This is a genomic window from uncultured Lutibacter sp., assembly GCF_947493565.1.
Classification (GTDB): domain Bacteria; phylum Bacteroidota; class Bacteroidia; order Flavobacteriales; family Flavobacteriaceae; genus Lutibacter; species Lutibacter aestuarii.
The window spans coordinates 45,421-64,588 of record NZ_CANLRG010000012.1; the positions used below are offsets into that span (position 1 = coordinate 45,421).

Annotated in this window: 21 protein-coding genes; all 21 read right to left on the minus strand. The window is 28.4% G+C overall.

The genetic code is table 11. The features are described 5' to 3' along the window. Positions 1–54 precede the first annotated feature (54 nt). Positions 55–396 carry a hypothetical protein gene (locus Q0714_RS13465; RefSeq protein ID WP_298265931.1) on the minus strand — a complete coding sequence of 114 codons (342 nt, stop codon included), beginning with the start codon at positions 394–396 and terminating at the stop codon, positions 55–57. 675 nt (positions 397–1,071) lie between these two features. Beyond that, a complete protein-coding gene (locus tag Q0714_RS13470; RefSeq protein WP_298265933.1) occupies positions 1,072–1,521 on the minus strand; it encodes a hypothetical protein in 450 nt (149 codons plus the stop codon). A gap of 169 nt (positions 1,522–1,690) precedes the next feature. Next, positions 1,691–2,293: a hypothetical protein gene (locus Q0714_RS13475; protein ID WP_298265935.1), complete on the minus strand. Its 603-nt coding sequence runs from the start codon at positions 2,291–2,293 to the stop codon at positions 1,691–1,693. A gap of 6 nt (positions 2,294–2,299) precedes the next feature. Then, the gene (locus tag Q0714_RS13480) at positions 2,300–2,722 is read right to left on the minus strand and encodes a hypothetical protein (protein ID WP_298265937.1); all 423 of its coding nucleotides are present in this window, start codon (positions 2,720–2,722) and stop codon (positions 2,300–2,302) included. A 186-nt stretch (positions 2,723–2,908) separates the two neighbouring features. Beyond that, positions 2,909–4,720: a retropepsin-like aspartic protease gene (locus Q0714_RS13485; RefSeq protein ID WP_298265939.1), complete on the minus strand. Its 1,812-nt coding sequence runs from the start codon at positions 4,718–4,720 to the stop codon at positions 2,909–2,911. Positions 4,721–4,894: 174 nt separating this feature from the next. After that, the gene (locus tag Q0714_RS13490; RefSeq protein WP_298265941.1) at positions 4,895–5,092 is read right to left on the minus strand and encodes a hypothetical protein; all 198 of its coding nucleotides are present in this window, start codon (positions 5,090–5,092) and stop codon (positions 4,895–4,897) included. Beyond that, positions 5,085–5,306, minus strand: coding sequence for a PLD nuclease N-terminal domain-containing protein (locus Q0714_RS13495; protein WP_298265943.1), 222 nt, complete (start codon positions 5,304–5,306; stop codon positions 5,085–5,087). The genes Q0714_RS13490 and Q0714_RS13495 overlap by 8 nt, the downstream gene beginning before the upstream one ends. 204 nt (positions 5,307–5,510) lie before the next feature. Continuing rightward, positions 5,511–6,527 carry a S1C family serine protease gene (locus Q0714_RS13500; RefSeq protein ID WP_298265945.1) on the minus strand — a complete coding sequence of 339 codons (1,017 nt, stop codon included), beginning with the start codon at positions 6,525–6,527 and terminating at the stop codon, positions 5,511–5,513. A gap of 11 nt (positions 6,528–6,538) precedes the next feature. Further along, positions 6,539–6,907 (minus strand): hypothetical protein, encoded by a 369-nt coding sequence (locus Q0714_RS13505; RefSeq protein WP_298265947.1) that lies wholly within the window; start codon positions 6,905–6,907, stop codon positions 6,539–6,541. 175 nt (positions 6,908–7,082) lie between these two features. After that, positions 7,083–7,772 carry a tetratricopeptide repeat protein gene (locus Q0714_RS13510; protein ID WP_298265949.1) on the minus strand — a complete coding sequence of 230 codons (690 nt, stop codon included), beginning with the start codon at positions 7,770–7,772 and terminating at the stop codon, positions 7,083–7,085. Between the two features lie 5 nt (positions 7,773–7,777). Then, positions 7,778–8,437: a hypothetical protein gene (locus Q0714_RS13515; RefSeq protein WP_298265951.1), complete on the minus strand. Its 660-nt coding sequence runs from the start codon at positions 8,435–8,437 to the stop codon at positions 7,778–7,780. A gap of 192 nt (positions 8,438–8,629) precedes the next feature. Beyond that, positions 8,630–9,592, minus strand: a complete 963-nt coding sequence (locus tag Q0714_RS13520; protein ID WP_298265953.1) for a hypothetical protein — start codon at positions 9,590–9,592, stop codon at positions 8,630–8,632. Between the two features lie 261 nt (positions 9,593–9,853). After that, positions 9,854–10,279 (minus strand): hypothetical protein, encoded by a 426-nt coding sequence (locus tag Q0714_RS13525; protein WP_298265955.1) that lies wholly within the window; start codon positions 10,277–10,279, stop codon positions 9,854–9,856. Positions 10,280–10,450: 171 nt separating this feature from the next. Next, positions 10,451–10,855 carry a hypothetical protein gene (locus Q0714_RS13530; protein WP_298265957.1) on the minus strand — a complete coding sequence of 135 codons (405 nt, stop codon included), beginning with the start codon at positions 10,853–10,855 and terminating at the stop codon, positions 10,451–10,453. Between the two features lie 12 nt (positions 10,856–10,867). Further along, a complete protein-coding gene (locus Q0714_RS13535) occupies positions 10,868–11,233 on the minus strand; it encodes a hypothetical protein (RefSeq protein WP_298265959.1) in 366 nt (121 codons plus the stop codon). 133 nt (positions 11,234–11,366) lie between these two features. Further along, positions 11,367–12,110, minus strand: a complete 744-nt coding sequence (locus tag Q0714_RS13540) for an HIRAN domain-containing protein (protein ID WP_298265961.1) — start codon at positions 12,108–12,110, stop codon at positions 11,367–11,369. A gap of 164 nt (positions 12,111–12,274) precedes the next feature. After that, positions 12,275–12,751 carry a hypothetical protein gene (locus tag Q0714_RS13545; RefSeq protein ID WP_298265963.1) on the minus strand — a complete coding sequence of 159 codons (477 nt, stop codon included), beginning with the start codon at positions 12,749–12,751 and terminating at the stop codon, positions 12,275–12,277. A 289-nt stretch (positions 12,752–13,040) separates the two neighbouring features. Further along, positions 13,041–13,565, minus strand: coding sequence for a hypothetical protein (locus tag Q0714_RS13550; protein ID WP_298265965.1), 525 nt, complete (start codon positions 13,563–13,565; stop codon positions 13,041–13,043). Further along, a complete protein-coding gene (locus Q0714_RS13555) occupies positions 13,543–16,935 on the minus strand; it encodes a RecQ family ATP-dependent DNA helicase (RefSeq protein ID WP_298265967.1) in 3,393 nt (1,130 codons plus the stop codon). The genes Q0714_RS13550 and Q0714_RS13555 overlap by 23 nt, the downstream gene beginning before the upstream one ends. 345 nt (positions 16,936–17,280) lie before the next feature. Continuing rightward, positions 17,281–17,832, minus strand: coding sequence for a DUF4468 domain-containing protein (locus Q0714_RS13560; protein WP_298265969.1), 552 nt, complete (start codon positions 17,830–17,832; stop codon positions 17,281–17,283). Between the two features lie 56 nt (positions 17,833–17,888). Continuing rightward, positions 17,889–18,314 (minus strand): hypothetical protein, encoded by a 426-nt coding sequence (locus tag Q0714_RS13565; protein ID WP_298265971.1) that lies wholly within the window; start codon positions 18,312–18,314, stop codon positions 17,889–17,891. Between the last annotated feature and the right edge of the window lie 854 nt (positions 18,315–19,168).

Sequence of the window (19,168 nt, forward strand, 5' to 3'; positions counted from 1 at the left end):
AGCTTACTATCTAGCAGTAAGCTCTTTTATTTAGGCGTGAATACGCAAACACACCTAAATCACAGCAATTTCCTCCACTATTTGTTCTTCCATTTCTAAAGCAGGATCAACATACTCCCATCTATGACTAAGGGTTATAATTTCTCCGGTCTCCTCAATGGTGTATTCATAAGGTTCTGCTGGTACTTTTCGGATGTGCCCCTCAAACTCAACACCAATTAAAGATGCTGCAGTTTCTTCATCAAAGGTGGTTGCTACAAATGCAGTCTTTGCAGTGAAATAAACTCTACCTGTTTGTTTACTTTTAACTGTCATTGCTCCTGATTGGACAATTAATCCAAAAAAATCTTCTCCATTTGAATTTTTAGCCTTTTTAATTTCTTTTACTGTTACCATAATAAAAATGATTTAAATTAAGGCAGTTTTATTAAAGGGGGAACACCCCCACCTGCTGAAAATTAGGTGGGGTTGGAGGTAGAAGTAGGTTCACGTTTTTAACATATAAAGTGTAAAAAAAATAAAAAAATTTTTATAATGATGCCCTAAACAGAGCTATGTGCTACAGTGAATGCTATAAAATGTTAATAGAGGTCAAGATAATTTTACTGCAGAAAAAGAACAGAAATGGTGTTAATTGTCGACATCTTATTTATCACATACAAAGTTAAGGTGCCTTTTTAATTTTAAAAACAACCCCACCTGACGAATATAGGGTGGGGTTGGTGTTAGAGGCAGTGGTACGTGTTTAATATACTGCAGAAAATAGAGAGACTGAGACAATATAAATTTAAGTCAGTACAAATAGAATATAGTGTGTAAGTTTTACTTACTATTTATTCCTTTTAGAATGCTTCAAAGATTCATTTCTTTACCATATAATGAAATAATAACAGCCACTATCAAACATATCCAAAACAAGCTTGTATAATCCCATTCAAGTAAACTCCATACTATAGCTAAAGGTAACCCAAGTAAAACACAAGTTGCAATGAATAGCACAATGATGCGACCTATAAGTTTAAACATAATTATCAGTATTAAATTTCATTTTATTGATTTTTCAATATCACCTTAGGGAATTTTAGTCTGTTTAATAACAATTCTTTCTTTTTTATTTTCTATCGGTTTATCATTATTTAATTCATAGCATTCCATAAAATTAGTGATCTCTTTATGCTTAACTTCAACAATTATATCAACATAAACACCTGTTTTGTTATCAATAAAAGAAAAACCATTACAACCTTTAATACAACCATTACATATTCCTGGGACAGCCATTAATGAATTTATTCCTTTAGATTTTAAATCATTAATTGTGTTTGTAATTAGGTTAAGATAATGGTCTTTTGAAACGCCATCATAATTATTATATTCACTTAATAATTTATCCATTCCTTCAATATCTAATCGAGAAAAATAATAAGCAAAGCCTTCAAGTACACCTTCATAAAGAATTTCCAACTCAGAATCAAATACTTGTTCAAATTGCTTTAGTTGTTTAATTTGATTTAAGTTCATATCCTATATTCTTTGCAAAATTAAGCACAACGGGCTTTTATATGATTTGTGCGACTGAAAATCTGCAAGATTTTCCGCCGTAACAAATCGTTTGTTGAATGTTTGTCTTATCTATTAACTCAAATTTAAGCATAAATTATATGAGTTGTTGTGCTTAGTGTTTTTTTAATTAAATTTCATTAAACCCAAAAACTCCTTCTTCATATAGAATCCTATCTGTGAAAATAAGAAAAGGTTGTATTCTGTAATATAAATTAATAATATCAGCAATGTTTTCTTCTTTATCCCAATTAAAGTTGTAATTTCCTTTTATATCAACAGGGTATCTAAAATTAAAAGAGCCTTGGTCTAGTTTGTGTAATTTATTTTTAAGTGGCTTAAAATAATCTAAATATTTTTTTATTTCTTCTTGGATAGATTTTCGCACTTCAAAATTTTCATTTATTGAAGTCAAATGTTCTTCAAATTTATTATATAAAATTTCAATAGAATGCGATTTAGTACCACCTAATTTTATTTTTTCAATTGTTGAATGAACTTTTTGAAGTTTTAAAATATTTGCCTTTAAACCAATTTCTATAGAATGTCTAATCATAAATAAAAGAGGCAAAGAAACTGTGTCTATCGGAATGCCATTCTCTATTCCGTTGACTAATTCGTCAATTGCATTTTTGTATTGACCATAATAGTTCCACCAATCTCGGTTATAACCTAAATATGAGTTGAATTTATATTTGTGTTTTGAGGTAATCTCATTTTGGCGTTTAAACATATGGCTCTATAAGCTATTTAGTTTAACAGTCAATAAATCAACAACTTCAAAATAATAGTGTTTTTTAGCTTTTTTTATTACTTTTTTAAGTTTTCCTTTCTTTTTTAAATTAAAATAGGCAATTCCTTTATTGTAGTACATTAGGTTACTTACAAAATTTGTTTGTTCTGCTCGCTTTATATATTCTAAAGCATATTCCCATTTTTTAGATTTTATATATTCATTTGATTTATTCACATATTGATGAAATCTTTCTTTTCTATTAGCTTCTTCAATTGCTCTTCCTATTGCAATTAATTTCATTTGCTCCATTGTTAAGGGAACAAAAGTTGATTGTGGATTAGCTGGAATAGGCTTATCATACATATTGACTTGGGCAGTCAAAACATTTGCAATTAATGAAATTGCTAAGAATAAAATGGTTCTCATTATATTAATCTTTAAATTATATTTTTGTCAACATTAAGCACAACGGTCTCGGCTATGAACAGTTGCGTGGGTTAGCACGGACTTTTGCAAGTACACGACAAGCTGAAAATTCCGCAGGAATTTTCAGGATAAGCCTGTAATAGCAATTGTTTATAGCCATTGTTGTGCAACGTATTTTTTATTATTCTAATCTTTTTTTTCCTTTACTTCTCCCCATTCATATTCAGTAATTTCGCCAATACCCTTTCCGTCCTCATTATAACTATAAAAGCGACCGTGTTTTAGCCATTTATTTTCTACTTCGTCAAAATATTGACCATAAATATATTTAAGGTTTCCATTATCCCAGTATTCAACCACAGCTTTGTATTTTTCGGTTGAGTCTAATTCGCCATTTTCTTTATACCATTTCCATTCACCATCTCTTATATTACCTATATATTTATCAATTCCATTCTCGTATGGGTCAAATAGTTTTCCATAGACTTTTTTATTTCCATTCTCAAAATATTGTACGTATTCGCCGATATAAGAATTGTTGAACATCATTAATGTCGTGTATTCCTCTTTCTTTTGGTCAGAATTTCTAAAATAAATTGATGTTTTTGTCTTCTCTTTTTTGATTGTACTTTTTTCGTCAATAAATGTCTTTTGACTTGCTATAAGATTATTATATTTATCGTAAGAGTTTTTAGTCCAACCTGCTTTTAACATTTGTCCAATTTGTTCAACCCAACCATCATCACCATCTGGATGATATTTCCAATAAATTGATACTCCATCTTCATATTTATTAATTTCGGATAGCTCTCCTTTTTCATCCCATCTTTTGCTGTCACCATTTTTTAAACCCATAGAATAGTTCTCATTAATCAATAAATTTCCATTCTCGTCGAAGAATTTATAATTCCCATTAAGTAAGTTTCCGCCACTTCCACCTTTTGTAGACTTTATTTTGGAAAACTCTGTGTACCAATAGTATTCTTTATCTTCTTTGTAATTAGGTTGTTCACTTCCAAGATAGATATTAAATATTTCAACACCGTTTTTATAATTAATTCTTATTTCTTTATTCCCTTGTGAAACTGAAGAAGAATTTTTGTTTGATGATTTATCTTTATATAATTCAATGATGTATTCAAGTGCATTTTTTAATTTAGGTCTTAAACTCTCATTATCAATTGACTTATCTAACATAAATTCCAACTTGTCTATATAATCTTTTTTGTCATTTCCATCAATCATTACAATGGCTTCTTCATTGTTCTTCATTTTCACTTCAAGCCAATAATTAAACTTTTTTTCAGAATAATCAATGTTGTTAATTTTTGACAACGGAATTAAAAATCCTTTGCTATATGCCCAAGGTTTACTTGTTTCTTGTGTTCTAACACCAAAAAGATAAAACTGATTTTCAATTTCTACGACACTATGAATATTTTGTTTTTGTATTAAATCAGTGTCCTCATATTGATATTTTACAAAAACACTGTTTATCCATTCAATGGTTCCTTTTATTTCTTTGTCAAAATCAACATTATCTTTTTTGCTTTTATATGAAAAGTCATTTATTATTAGTGTATTATTCTCTATTTCTATTTTCCCTAATTGACTTAAAGCAGACATTCCAAGTAATAAAGGTGCATTTTGTTCGTGAACAATTGTTGCTTTTACATTTTTGATTTTTAATCCAGCTACTTCAATCTCCCTTAATATGATGTTAGTTCCTTCATTAATATCTCCGTTTGCGATTTGATATTTAACAGATTCTTTGATATCATTTTTTCCTAAAAGACCTTGTTTAATCAAAAAAGTTGCTTCTGTCAGAGATATAGTAACATTTGATGCACCTGTGTCGAAAATAAAATCCATTGGTATTCCATTGACTTTACAAGGAACTGTGTAAACTCCATTTGTCTTATCTAAACTTATAGTTGTTTGAGCGAGAACTTTGTTTGTAGTGAAAAAGATAAATAAACAAAGGATGATTTTTTTCATAATGTTCGGTTTTCGGGATATGTTGCACAACGGTTTAGGCTATGTTGTCGTTACGGAAAAATCGGTAAGATTTTTTCGTGCTAGCAACTTGCCTTTGTAAATATACAAAGGATTTTCGGAAAGAAAATCCGCCGTAATGTAATATAGCCATTGTTGCAAGTACGTTGTTTTTCATCATTTTTTATGTTCATTTCGTTTAGAGTTTAAATATGCTCTAAATCCGAACGTAGTCATTATTCCGTATGTAACTATTTTTAGGAAAGAATTTTCTTCTCCTTTGAAAAAATAATTTAAATGTATCAGAAAACAAACCAATCCTATTGCATATAAAATTTTCAAACTCCAATGCTCATTTTTTAGAAAATCATTCATTTTCGTTTGAGTTTTTAATTTTCTGTGAAGTTCCAAAAATTAAATATAGTAATACGCCGAGTATACTCGCAAATAGAATTACTAAAATCCAAACTATCTTATTGTTTTTCGTAAAATCGTTTCTAATTACATCTATCAGTGCAATTATAGGAATCAAAAATCCGCAAAGAATTAAAATTATTTGCCAAGGTCCAATCATTCCAGCTGTTATCATCTTTTTCAGTTTTTATTAATTTACAATCTTTTTTATCTTTCGTTTTGAGTGTCGTCCACAATTACTTGCAACGGTCTTGTATATGAAAAGTAGCGGATTTTATAGCACTATCTTTTCGGTTTATAACTGACCTCTATTTTATTCATTTTCTTTTGTTTAAGCGACTAAACCGCTATTTTTTATATACGTTGTTGTGTAGCGTTATTATTCATCTTGTATTTTGAAATCCAAAATTCTAGGTTTAATTCTATAGCCTGATTTGTATTCAGCTTGGAATTCTGTTCCTGTTGAACCACTTTGATATCCAAATGATTTAGCTAAAAAAGGTTTTATACCATCTTTTTCCCATCTCATTGTTTTCAAATAAACTTGTTCTACATAATCTATTACAGTTCCTGTATTATCATATAGTAAAAAAAGTATTCTAACATCGCTAATTGTATGAGGCAGATTATTTTTAATAGAAAAGGAAACTTGAGCCCCAAAAAAGTTATGACATTCAACTTTTCTAATAATAACACCATCTTTTACGTTTATTTCATCCTTGCTTGTTTTTGGCGAAGTTGTTCCTTCTGATATATTTAATGTCGAAATAGTTGAAGTATCTTTATTCGCTAAATCTTTTAATAAATTGACAGGTATTGCAAAGTTTAAATTTTGCCCAGAAGTTAATGTGCCAACAGCAACACCAATGACTTCTCCTTTATTGTTAATTACAGGACCACCACTACTGCCTGGTGAAATAGGTGCAGTGATTTGTATTAAAGATTTATTTTCCATTGACCTAATACCACTAACAATTCCCTCCGAAATAGTTCCAGAAAGGCCTTTAGGATTTCCAATTGCATATACTTTTTCTCCGATTTCTGGTTTTTCTAAAGTTGAAATTGCCAACGGTTGAGCTGTTAATGTTGGAACGGAAAGTATTGCTAAATCATTTGTTTTGTCAATCTGAAAGTAGCCTTTTATTGAATGCTTTTTAGAACTTCCATTTTCAAGAACATAACCATATTTAGCTCCTTCGATGACGTGTAAATTAGTAACGACTTTTCCATTTTCTAATACAAAACCAGAACCCAAAGAAATAGGTTGTTTTGTTTTGTCTTCCATTACAAGGGAAACAGTTGAAGGTAAACAGTTTTTTGCTATCTCTTTTGCAGATTGACTGAAAGTCAATAATGGTATTATTGTTAAGATTAGAAGCAGATATTTTTTTGTCATCTATTTTTAATTTATGGGTTAAATATTATTGTTCCTTTATCGTAGCCGTAATTACTTTCCACTTTTAATATTGCTTCATCATAAGTTGCGTATTCATAGCAATATCTTGTTTCTATATAATAATCAGTTCCTTCAACTTTATAGATGTTGCTTCCTTTTCTAGTAACTTCAATTTTGAAAGTGCCTTCTTCCATTTTAGTTGGCACTAAAATTAATTCAGCTTCTTCTAAATCTCCAGAAGTTGTTAAAACTTTTACGTCACTATCAGGTTCAACTGCTCTGTAAAATTGAGCTACGTCACATTCATCACTTAATTCTGTTTTGGCAGTAAATGAAGTCAGAAGAATTATTCCTGTTATAGCTAATAATATTTTTTTCATACGATTTTGGTTTTAATGCTACACAACGGGTTTGTACAAGATTAGTTGCGTGTTTTAAGCTTTAAATTTAGCAAATAATTACCAAGCCAAAAAAATCCGATAGGATTTTCGTAAGTAGGCTCTAACCAAGCAATTAATTTTGTACGTTGTTGGCGGTTCGTTTTTTTATTAGACTTTAAAGTCCTATCTTTTTAAGATATTCTAACTTTTCTTGAGCTTCATACATCTTTTCTAAATTACCTGTCTCTCTATAGCAAACGATTAAATTTTTTAAAGCATCATCATTTATTGGATAAATTTCAAGTGCCTTATTATAATATAATATTGCACTATTAATATCTCCAGATTCATAATAATCAACACCAATATTATTTAAATTATCAGTTTCGCCTGCTAAATCCAATTTAATGTGTCTTGGTTGTGGTATAAACTTGTTTAGAAATATTTTAATTTCTTCAATTCCACTTATTTTTGAAGATTCTTTTTCAATTGTTTGGGAATCTGATTTCAAATATTCAATATCAATGTTTCTGTCGTGCATATGTAAAATGCACTTTTCTACAATCCCATTTTTATAATAAATTGATAGACCATAATCTGCGAACGAACTACCAAAATTATCATATCCGTAACCCCTTAAAATAATTTTGTCAGTTGTTTGTTGGATAATTTTCATTTGTTTTGGTGCCATTTGAACAACATATTGTCCATCAGTATTAAACATCGTCACTGTATATCCAACATTTCCAGTAATGTTAGGTTCAACTTTGACTGCACGTGGTGCACCACCGTGAGGACCAGATACGTGTCTACCGTTTTCATAACGAAGATGGTCAGCAGAATTGAAGACAAAATTTAAATTCATAATTGTTATATTTTATTAATAATATTTCTTTCATTCAAATCATAAACTTCAAGGTTGCTTTTCATTATATGAATAAATTCTTCGCTTTCATCAAAGTCATATAATTGTGAAGGATTGTTTGCAATCATAGGTAAAAGTCGCTTTGAAAATTCAATAAATTTGTTTGGTAAACCAAACTTAATTCCCATCATTGAACCTTGTATTAATTTTTGTATTTGTTCATCACTACCTTTTGACAAAACATTAGTTTGTCTTATATCATCTTTGTGTGTTAAAAAGAAATGTACTGCCCAACCATTTGGGTTAAGACTACCAAGTGTAAATCCTCCCAATGCGTTATTTTTGGATTTTGCCATATCTAAAGACAAGCCAATAGGTTGAATAAGACGGAATTCATTCCCATTTTCAAATTTTCCAATATTGGTGGTGGTGAAAGAGTCTTTTTCTGAAAATCTAATGGGAAAATTGAAATCTTTACTGTTTAGAGTTTTGACTTTAAATGTTTTTTCATCGATACTAACGAGTGAATGATGAAAGCTAATAGCTATTTCTAAAGAGTCAGATTCAATTTGTGAAGCAACATTTTTTTGAAATAGATTTGCTCTATAAAACACACCATTTTCGTGGTTATTTTTCTTGTTAAATAGATTATCAAAGATTCCCATAATTTTTATAATTTAAAGTCAAGTTGTGTCAAATAGTTTCTCGGTTATCGCATTGTTTTAAATGACCGCCAACGGTTTAGTACATGAAAAGTAGCGTTTTTGAAAACGTTATTTTCCAATGTTTAAAATTAACATTTTTTAGATTTAGAAACATTCTATTTTATTAAATGAAGCTATTTTTTATGTACATTGTTAGTGGCAGTTATATTCTATTTTTCGCTTAATTTCTCTTTCTTTAAACTCATTTAGAATAAAAGATTTATTTATCCAATTTCCATATCTATCATATATTATCTTTATTCTAGTAATCACAATATTTTCAGGTCTATCATTTGTCATACTATGTTTCCATTTCGAAACAATTTTATCGCTATAGAAAAATGTATTTCCATAACTTCGTAATTCAAGTTTGTCATTGTAACTTCGATATTCAGTTTTTGAAGAATCCTTCCACTTAAATGTTGAAACTGTATTTGATAATTTACCTTTCCAATAATCTTGTTTAATATCTATTTCAACATTCTCATTTTTTAATATTTTCTTGACTCTTTCAAGTTTATTTTCTTGATATTCAGAAATAATAAGTGTATCCAATTTATTCTCATACTTATAAAAAGTAGAATCATTTGGATTTAAATCTTTTTTAGTTTCAGTTCCTGTGAAGCTTTTGTCAAGTATAATTCCAAAACCATATTTAGTATTTATATTAAGTTCTTTTATTAATCTTTTTTTGTTATCATACTCAAAAAAGGTATAATTTCTCAAAGTATCATTTGTAAATAATTCTTGTTTTATAACTAATGTATCTGAAAAATGATTGATTATTTGTTTCCTTTTAGTTAAACCATTTGAATAAATATTTAAAGAATCCGGATATTTAGAATTATTACTAAAATATTGACTTATAACTTCTGTTATTTGATTTCCATCATTTCTTTCTATATTTAAGATTCTACTTAAACTATCATAAGTTATTATTTGAGAGGGTTTTTCAAGCCCTCTGAAATAATCAAAACGTTTTATAATCTCATCATTTTTATCATAAAAAACTTTACTAACAAATTTTGAAGTATCAATTTTTTCTTTTCTCTTTGAATAGTTGTATTCTTTAATGTAAATTGAATTGACACAATCAATATGTTCTGCATTTCTCAATTTTACGACGTAACTATTTATTGTATTGCGTTGAGAATATAGTATACTCGTAAATAAAAATATTGTTAGGATTACTATCTTTTTCATTTTATTGCCACTAACGGTATTTTATAAGATTTGTGCGACTGAGAAATCGGAGATTTTTCGGACGTAGCAAATCGGTTTGTTAGAATGTTTGTCGTTAATATTTAGTTTAAATGTAAGCATAAATTTTATGAGGTGTTGGCAAATGTTTTTTTAATCATATTTATTAAATATTGTTCAATTCAAACGTTTAATATGATTCTCGCAATCAACTCCTGTTAATTGTACAATCAACTCACATAATATATCATTTTTAAAATATGTTGTTCCTTCTCTTATTCTATAAACGTTTTTTTCAAATCCAGTATGTCTCGTTATATAGTATTTTTTGTCTGAATTTTTCGGAGTCAATTGTATTTCTATAGTTCTGCTGTCCATTCTCGTATCTGTTGACCAAGAAACATCATCTATTAGGCATAATTGTTCCGCTATAAAATTAATCAAACTATCATTTTTAATAACAATCTCTCTTCCGCAATCATTATATCTATCTGGAGTAAGTTTTATCTCCTTAATCGAATATGGATCCTCACAAAACGTAGGTTTCTTTTTACAAGAAAACAAACTAAAAATAATCAATATTGTAATAATAAGTCTTTTCATTCAATTTTTTCAATCGTAATATTTGCCAACGTGTTTGTATAAGGAAAGTTGCGTATTTGTGTGCGAGGATTTTCCGGAGGAAAATCAGAAGCTAGCAAACGAGCAACAAACTTTGGGTTAGCTAAAACTAGCAATTTTTTTTATACATTGTTGGCTTTTCGTACTTTTTATTTAGAATTTACCTAAGTCATATGTTCCTCCGTAATAGGACTCATCGTAAGCAACGAAGTCAATTCTAACCTTTCGTATTCCAATATTCTTACGATAAATTGTTTGGAAAAGTCCAATAGATGCAAGTTTTTCACCCATTCCAAGAGGATTGTTTTTAATTATTTGTTTAGCTTTTGAAAGTGGTATACCAGAACTACTTGATAAATCATAAATAGAAACTTTAACATTTAAAGTTTCTGAATATAAGGACATTTTAACTCTTTCATTTCCTGGGTAAAGTTCTTTGTAAGTGTCCTCTATTAGTTTAACAATTTCATTGAGTTTACTAACGGAAAGATTTTTTGATTGAGCATTTAAGCTTATAGTGAAGCTTAAGATTGCTATTAGAAATATTATTTTTTTCATAAATAAATTATTTTATATCCAACTGTCATAGCGATTTCCTGTATTAACTGAGAATTCTGTTGGTTCATTTTCTCGGTTTACAAGGGTTACTTTTTTTAAGAATATATTTGGTTTTAAAACGCATTCTTCTTCATCTGGATATTCTATATTACTTCTTTTTGTTGCATCTAAATTAATTTGTTCTTGAGCAACTATTGTTTTAAAGAGGAACATTTTGTCTCCTTTTCTTTTTGCTTCTGAAATATCATTATTAAAGAAGTTGGTACTATATGCATAGTTCTCATTTTTACTCCAATGACATCCAAAATGCTTTATACACAAATCCTCAATTTTCTCTAAAAATATTGCTCTCCAAATTATTGTTTCTTCCTGTTTCATAGTGTTCTTATGTATGAAAGCCAACGGTTTAGAATAACCAAAGTTGTGTTTTGGTTTTGCAATTTTTCGTTTCATAAAACTAATAAAATTAGTATTAAGAAACATTCTATTTTACTAAATGAAACAATTTTGGTTATGCATTGTTGGGCGTTCGTTTTTTAATCAGTCTATTATACCTTTTTTCAATTGATTCTAAATCTGATTTTGTAATTTCTCTAGTATCTTTATAATTCTTATACCATTCGATATATTCAATTGCTATTTCAAAATCTTTAGTTTTTTCTAACAATAAAGTCAATCGATTTATCGGAATTTTGACATATCTATTAGCTTTTTCAAAGTTCCCTTTTCTATCAGATTCTTTTATAATCTCAATAATATCTTTGTATTGTTCGATTGATTTTGTCAAATCATCTTTTTCAGCTAGATAAAGCTCTTCCAATCTTTGTTTTAAATCATTGTCAAATTTGGAAAACTCATCATATTTCTTGGATTTATCTTCATCAATTCCTTCTTTACAGATTTCAATAATACATCCAAATGGTTTTCCTTTTTTTGAAAATAGTTTGTCAAAAAATGTTTTTCCACCAAATTTTCTAAAAATGAAAGACTTTGTTTTTCCTCCAGAATCAATATATCTGCTTAATCTTGAATCTGAAGGGACAAACCCTAATTGTTTTCTGTTTTTATTCAAAACTTTTATAGCAAATACGTCAAATTCATTTTCATAATCTCTTTCAAGATAAATTTTTTCATTTATTCTCGAATGTTTTATTATTTCTTGTCTTTTTGAACCATCTAAATTTTCAAAAGTTACTCCAGCAACTTTAGTTTTGAAAATTTGTTTCGGAATACTTATTTCTACTTGTATACTCATAGCTTTTTCATAATGACGCCCAACGAGTTTTTATATGATTTGTGCGACTGGAAAATCGGAGATTTTTCGGACGTAGCAAATCGTTAGTTGAATGTTTGTCGTTTGTGTTAGTTCAAATTTAAGCATAAATTATATGAGGTGTTGTAACCTTTGCTTTTTTAAATTTAGTCATATTCAATTGGAAGGAATTTCTTTTCAGGAACCTTTCCATAATCACAAGGATTATCTATAAATCTAAAGTCTTTTTCATATTCCTTTCTGGTCATCATCATTTTCCCCATTCGTATATCATTTGAATTATTTTTAGGTGTTAATTCCCATTTCAATAGGTACAATTTCTTATCAAAATCTATAATTTTCATAATTGACCTAATCGTATAAAATTCGTGAATTCCTAAAAACTCAATTTCATTTAATGTGTTTAATATTTTAACTGAATTAATCTTTAAATTGTTTGGGCCTTCGTGTCCTAAATCGTAAATCACATTATTTTCAGTAATTGTAATGTAATTATTGTTTCCATCACAAGGGTCATAAATCAGATATCCTTTTTCATCTCTTTCTAAATTTACCCAAGTTCCAATTAGTTCAGATTTGTTTTTCCATTCATTGCCTGGTTTTCTAGTAAAAGAAAATATCAATATTAAGATTATTATTATCGTAGTAATTTTTTTCATAGCATTGGTTACAACGGTCTCGGCTATGCGTAGTGCGGGATTTCAAGGCACTTCACTGTCCGCATACCGAAAAGTTTGTTTAATGTAATTACTTTCATATCAGCACTTTCCCCCGCATTACGTATAGCCAATGTTGTGCGGTCGTATTTTTTCTTTTTGTTCTGTCAGCGTTGGCAAAGACATACTCTTTTGCAATTTTGGGCTTGTGTTCTGGCTGAAGCGAATTGCAAATGTGTATGGCTTTTAGCGTTGGCTATTTCAAATATAAACCAACTCCTAATCCTATTCCGATTGCAATTAAAATAAAAATTAAAATTTTCAAAGTTTTCATTTCTTTAGATTGCAATTCAAACCGTTCTTTTATTTTACTTTCCATTGTATTAAAGTTAGAGTTCAAAGTAGTTTCAAATGCTCTTTGTATTTGAGTTCCTTCGTTTCTAATTTCAACTTGAATGTCGGATTTATGTTTGTCTAGTCTTGTAATAAGAGTTGCGTCAAGCTCTTTTTGGAAAGATTTATTGTCTTTATAAATCTCTCCAATTTTTTGCTCAAGAAATTTATTTGCAACTTTTAGTTGTTCTGTGTTCTCCTCAGTTTTCTTTTTAATCACTGAACTCACAGAATTTAAGCTCTTGTTGTTTTGTTCAATTAACTCTAAATTGCGATTTATATTCGATTGAAGTGTGCTTATTTCCGAATACACATCTGTAAAATCTTTTAGTTGTTTGGAATTGTGTTCCAATTCATTTACAACACTATCCAATTTTTCTAAATCCATTTTCTATATTTTTATTAATGTTTTTAAGTCTGTCGTTATAATGAATAAGGATTGTTTTTGTATCTCCTAATTCTTTAGCAAATCGTAATTTTTCTTCATCAGATTTACTGAATTTATATAAGAATTTTAGTAGTTTAATTTTTCCTTTTTGGTTTATATTTTTTGAAATTTCAAGAATTTGGTCAACTATATAATCAAATTTAGATTCTTCATAATTTGAAATAGTATCGAATGCTTTTGAAAATCTTTGCTCTTCAATTGCATTAAATGAATTTTCTAAAAGCAGGTTAGTTAGTCCATTTATAAGATTTAAGCCTGTATTTGTTTGAAAACTTTCCAAAAAACGCTGAAGATTTCCCTTTAAGTCAATTAAATCGTCCCTTCTTACAAAGTTGTTGTTTTCGTCATAAAAAACCTCAAACCATTTTGTGAAATCTTTGTTGTTGTTTTCTGCAATGTGTTGTAAAATATAGGTAGCTTCAGTAAATTTAAAATATGCTTCTAATGATTTTTTAAATGCTTCTTTCCCTTGAAGTGTATCATCATATTTTAAGCAGTTTTCATATACATTCTTTAAAGATTCCCTTCTATTTGTACCAAACTTGTCATAAGACCATTGCAATAAAACTTTTACATAACGTTTAAATGTCGGCAATTCATTATCGTTTAAAATATTTGAGTATTTAACCCTGTCTGAATGGTTGTCAAACTCAAAATCGTCAACATATTTTTTAATGAATTTAAGTAGTGTAGATTTTATACTTTCTTCTGTATAATTATTATAAGTAACAGTAAATACACCATTAAAGAAATCATCAACTGTCCAATCAGCGATAACACCTAAGTTTGATAGACGATAAATTGCTTTTTCAACTTTGGCTTTGTTTGAATCTAAGTTACGTGCATAGACAACTCTTGATACTCCTGATTCAGAATATGTATTGTGAAGCCTTGAAACTAAATTTAACTCATCTGATATTGAATCTAAACCATTTTGGTATAAAAATATTTGTCGAAAAACATCTTTACCATCCCATCTTACTTGTTCAGTGAGTGATTGAATTTCTTCGTAAGTTGATTCTGGGTTAAATATTGTGCCAACATCAGTTTCAGGGTCTTCTTCTGTTAGCAAAACGTAGCATTTAGAATCACTCTTATCTCTTCCTGCTCTTCCTGCTTCTTGGTAAAGTGATTCCATTGAAGCTGGCATTCCATAATGTACAGTAAATCCAATGTTCTTTTTGTTTATACCCATACCAAAAGCCTTTGTGGCTGTTAGTAAAGTGAACTTGTTTTGCTTATATTCATCTTGGACTTTAACCTTGTATGTTTCAAAATCTAATACGTTATTGTAATTTCTTGGTTTTGAACCTGAATAAAATTTTACTGGTGTTTGATATTTATTTGAGAGATTATTTGACAAATCAAAACAACCATTTACACCATTTACAAAAGGTGTAAAAATCAAACCACATTTAGTATTGTCAGACTCTGTATTAAAAAGATTGTTTTCTTCAATTTGATAATCAATAACAGAATTTAATTCTTTATATTTATTTCCATTGTCATTTATTACGATAAACTCTAACTCTGGTCGAGTATAATCTGTTAATGTTTTGACATTTTTTTGGTCTGTATTGAATTCTAATTGAATGTCTTTTAGAACATTTACTGAAGCAGTTGCGGTTAAGCCTAAAAAGTTAATTTCTGGGCAATATTTTTTTATGGTGTTTGATAGGTTTAAGTAAGAGGTTCTAAAATCGTGACCCCATTCTGATAAACAGTGGACTTCATCTATTACAGCATAAGAAAAATTTAATTGTTTATTTATGGCAGTTAGTCTTTCTCTAAAATCCTTTGTTTGAAATCTTTCAGGTGAAATAAAAACAAAGAAATATTTACCATTACCATAGTTATCTAATATTTCTGTTCTTTCAGCACCTATAGTATCGCTGTTTATTGACTCAATATTTTGAATGTATGCTTGGTCAAGGTCATTTATTTGGTCATACATTAACGACTTTATTGGGCAAACTACAAAACTTATACAAGGCTGTAAAAGACAAGCAAGCTGATATGTTAAAGATTTTCCACCACCTGTTGGAAGTAAACCTATTGTTGTATTATTCTCTAAAATATTCTGAATAATTGAAATTTGACCATTATTAAATTTATTGTATTCAAATATGTTTTTAAGAAAAAACTCTAAGTTTTCTAGGTCATCAGATTCGTCATTAAAAAGCAGTTTATATTTAAATTTTTTAGAAGTACTAAGTTTAAAATAATTGATTCTATCTAGTTTGTTTTTGTTTCGATTATGAAACAAGTCTAAATAATCAGTTCTAACATAAATAATACTTTCATTAAGTGAATTTTCATCTGTCCATCGTTCTAAAAGACTAAAGTCAACTTTTATACAATTTTCATTACTGAAATTCTCAACATTTCTAATCTCAAATTCAGGTTCCTTAAACTCAATTTTTTGCAACTTTAATAAATGCTGAAACCATTCGAATATATCTTCAATTGCGTAATTTTCGTAACTATTAACATCTCTGTTTTTAATCTCAATAATCCATTTCTTATCATCAAGATTTAATACTCCACTTTCTAGTAATTCAAGAATTAGAATTTGAAACCGAATTGTTGCCGTAGGCAATAATTTTGTTTTTTTTATTTCTTCTGGAATCTCAGCGAAGCTGAGATTAAAGTTGTTTTTGTATAAATTTAGAAATCGTGAATACGTGTCAAGTTGGCCTTTTATTTCTTCAATTTTCTCAAAATAAGTTTCATTTCTCGCTTCTAAATCTAAAGTGTCTATCCTAACTGTTTTAACTCTAGATAAACTTAAATGATTGTCTCTGATTGAATCAACAACTCTTCCAATTTCTTCTTTATGTTGTTGTCCATCTATTTCGATAACTAAATTTGCTTGAGGTAAGAAAAAGTCAACACATTGGTGTCTGAAATTTTCATCATCTCTTTGCGTAATTTGATTAATTTCAATTTCAGGTACTATTAGTTGTTTGATAAATTCATATTCCGATAAATCCTGAGTAATTCGTTCTTCCAAAAATGTTCTTGCAGGAAAGTAATTGTTTTCTTCATCTCCTCTTATAGTATTAATCCATTTTAGATTAGATTGATTTATAAGAACAAATGGTTTCTTAAAGGCTTCTGTTTCTTTATGTATTGAGCCATAAATACTTTGCAAATATTGGCTCATCAATGTAGGTTTCCCTCTTTGAATTAAATTTTTAATTATGAGTATTGCCGATAAAAATTCCGATTCTTTTCTTGAACTGTTTAGATTTTGAATAACGAAATTATGGTTTGTGTAAGAGTAGTTAGCGGAATATTTTCTCATCATTCATTTTAGTTCATTTTGTGTTTCGAGCGTTGGCAAAAAACAGCTCTTTTGGTTTTTTCAGCGTTGGCTTTTGTGTCGGCAAAAACCAAATGTGCTGTTTGTGCGGTTGGCTTTTCTTGTATGCCGCACAACGTGTTTTTATAAGATTTGTGCGACGTAAAAATCGGAGATTTTTCCGCCGTAACAAATTTTTGTTGAATGTTTATCAGTTTGTACTAAATCGGATTTAAGCATAAATTTTATAAGGTGTTGTAAAATGTAGCTTTTCAAACTGGAAAAAAAAATCTAAAGGTTTCAATTCTCAATTCAGCTGAGATTGGAGAAATCTAAAATAAAATTTGTTTTCTACCAGTCATCTTGTTTGTTTTCAACTCCTTGCTTTATTTCAGTTATGAGGATGTTAAAAAAATCTTCGATTCGTTTTTTTGCATCCTCTTCTTTTACTTCCCCTTTTTTAAAAATAAATGTTTTAAACATTCCTTTTCCTGAAATGTGCAAAGTTCTACCATTAGATTCATTTGGAAATCTAATAGTAGGTATGTCTATTTTTATTTTAGCATCTTTAAAGGAAATATTTAAATTATAACCTAAATCATAAACTTCTAAATATTTTCCTAAAAGTTTTCCTGCTCCAACATAATCTGCTTGAATACCATTTATAGATATAGTTTCATTTTCAACCTTAGATAAAACATCTTTAGCGGAATTATACTTTACAGTTAATGTTTTTAATACAGAAGTATATAAATCTTCTTTAGTTTTTCCTTCAAATTCATATACTATATAATCGTTTTCGGAATCTATAACAGTAATACCGTTTTCTGTTAGTTCAAATTGAGAAAAGGAAGCTAAAGAATAAAATAAGCATAAAATAAATGGTAAAATTGTGGTTTTCATAATGTATTTGTATTTAAGGTTAAAAATTTATCTTCTGTTTCTTTTTCTTCTAAAATCTACTCAACAATATTAAACACTAATTCTTTATTTGTTCCTGTTGGTAAATCAAAAATTGTATATGAAAATGACTTAAAATCATCACGTACATTTGCTGTAAAATAGTTAAAACAATTAGAGCATACATCAATACTGTGCTGTATAGTTAATTCTAATGATGGATGATTGTATTCGTAACTTCCGTTCATTGTTTGATAAATTTCACCTGTTGGGCTATCAAATCTTATTTCTTGTGATATAGTTCCGTTGGTATTCATTTTATATATTCTATAAGCATCACGAGATTCATAAGGTAAATTTTGTTTTGTTATATATGTATTACCTATTATAGTAGTGTAATTAATTTGTTTGTCAACATTGTCATCAACCTTTGAGCAGTTTGTAAATAAAACAATAATCGCAATTAATAAAATTGTCTTTTTCATAATTATATAAATTTAAGGTTAAAATGTTCTTTTTATAAAGTTGTTTTTGTTATTACTCTTTTCAAAATGTATATTCTTTTTATTAATTTTAAATTCTATTTTTTAGCATTGTATTTAAGTTTTTCGCTTTTTGATTGGTAATCCGCTATATTTTACAACGGTTTTGGACATGAAAAGTTGCGGGTTTTAAAACGCAATTTTTCAATGAATAAATATAGTTTTTTTTGTTTTAAAAACATTCAATTTAATTGAATTAAGCAATTTTTTATGTGCGTTGTTGGGTAAAGTGGATTTGAGTTCAAATTATTCTATGTTTGTTGAAAATTTAATCGTTTTAGTTATTCAATCCGTTTCAATTATCAAAATCGTTAAATTGTCAATTATTTAAAATTTGTCTTAAATACTTTTTTATTTCACTTTTCAAATCCGTTACAATTATTAAAAACTTGAATTTGTCATTTTAGTTTTAATTATTCTTTGAAAAATCTCGGAATCAAATCTCAAATCGTGCGTTTCAATGAGTTTTTCCGTTTTCATTGCTCAATCGTACCGTTTCAATTTTTAAATCGTTAATTGTGCTAAAATCAAACCGATTCAATTTTCAATTATTCGTTTCAATGCTCAAATCAAAAAAACTCGAATTTGTCAAATAGAGTAGAAGTGATTTTTTGAACTTTATTTTATTATTAATCAATTTTTTTCGTGTCTTAAACAATCAAATTTTTCAGGCTTAATCATCTCAAATTGAGATTTTCCGTAGAAAATCGCCCATTTTACCCAACGATTTTGAATATGATTTCGTTGCGATAAAGTCGTAAGACTTATCGTAAATGAAATCAAAGTTTAAATTTAAG

Excerpts from the sequence above, each read along its gene's own strand:
- Q0714_RS13465 (WP_298265931.1), bottom strand. The coding sequence starts at position 396 with ATGGTAACAGTAAAAGAAATTAAAAAGGCTAAAAATTCAAATGGAGAA.
- Q0714_RS13470 (WP_298265933.1), bottom strand. The coding sequence starts at position 1,521 with ATGAACTTAAATCAAATTAAACAACTAAAGCAATTTGAACAAGTATTT.
- Q0714_RS13475 (WP_298265935.1), bottom strand. The coding sequence starts at position 2,293 with ATGTTTAAACGCCAAAATGAGATTACCTCAAAACACAAATATAAATTC.
- Q0714_RS13480 (WP_298265937.1), bottom strand. The coding sequence starts at position 2,722 with ATGAGAACCATTTTATTCTTAGCAATTTCATTAATTGCAAATGTTTTG.
- Q0714_RS13485 (WP_298265939.1), bottom strand. The coding sequence starts at position 4,720 with ATGAAAAAAATCATCCTTTGTTTATTTATCTTTTTCACTACAAACAAA.
- Q0714_RS13490 (WP_298265941.1), bottom strand. The coding sequence starts at position 5,092 with ATGAATGATTTTCTAAAAAATGAGCATTGGAGTTTGAAAATTTTATAT.
- Q0714_RS13495 (WP_298265943.1), bottom strand. The coding sequence starts at position 5,306 with ATGATAACAGCTGGAATGATTGGACCTTGGCAAATAATTTTAATTCTT.
- Q0714_RS13500 (WP_298265945.1), bottom strand. The coding sequence starts at position 6,527 with ATGACAAAAAAATATCTGCTTCTAATCTTAACAATAATACCATTATTG.
- Q0714_RS13505 (WP_298265947.1), bottom strand. The coding sequence starts at position 6,907 with ATGAAAAAAATATTATTAGCTATAACAGGAATAATTCTTCTGACTTCA.
- Q0714_RS13510 (WP_298265949.1), bottom strand. The coding sequence starts at position 7,772 with ATGAATTTAAATTTTGTCTTCAATTCTGCTGACCATCTTCGTTATGAA.
- Q0714_RS13515 (WP_298265951.1), bottom strand. The coding sequence starts at position 8,437 with ATGGGAATCTTTGATAATCTATTTAACAAGAAAAATAACCACGAAAAT.
- Q0714_RS13525 (WP_298265955.1), bottom strand. The coding sequence starts at position 10,279 with ATGAAAAGACTTATTATTACAATATTGATTATTTTTAGTTTGTTTTCT.
- Q0714_RS13530 (WP_298265957.1), bottom strand. The coding sequence starts at position 10,855 with ATGAAAAAAATAATATTTCTAATAGCAATCTTAAGCTTCACTATAAGC.
- Q0714_RS13535 (WP_298265959.1), bottom strand. The coding sequence starts at position 11,233 with ATGAAACAGGAAGAAACAATAATTTGGAGAGCAATATTTTTAGAGAAA.
- Q0714_RS13540 (WP_298265961.1), bottom strand. The coding sequence starts at position 12,110 with ATGAGTATACAAGTAGAAATAAGTATTCCGAAACAAATTTTCAAAACT.
- Q0714_RS13550 (WP_298265965.1), bottom strand. The coding sequence starts at position 13,565 with ATGGATTTAGAAAAATTGGATAGTGTTGTAAATGAATTGGAACACAAT.
- Q0714_RS13555 (WP_298265967.1), bottom strand. The coding sequence starts at position 16,935 with ATGATGAGAAAATATTCCGCTAACTACTCTTACACAAACCATAATTTC.
- Q0714_RS13560 (WP_298265969.1), bottom strand. The coding sequence starts at position 17,832 with ATGAAAACCACAATTTTACCATTTATTTTATGCTTATTTTATTCTTTA.
- Q0714_RS13565 (WP_298265971.1), bottom strand. The coding sequence starts at position 18,314 with ATGAAAAAGACAATTTTATTAATTGCGATTATTGTTTTATTTACAAAC.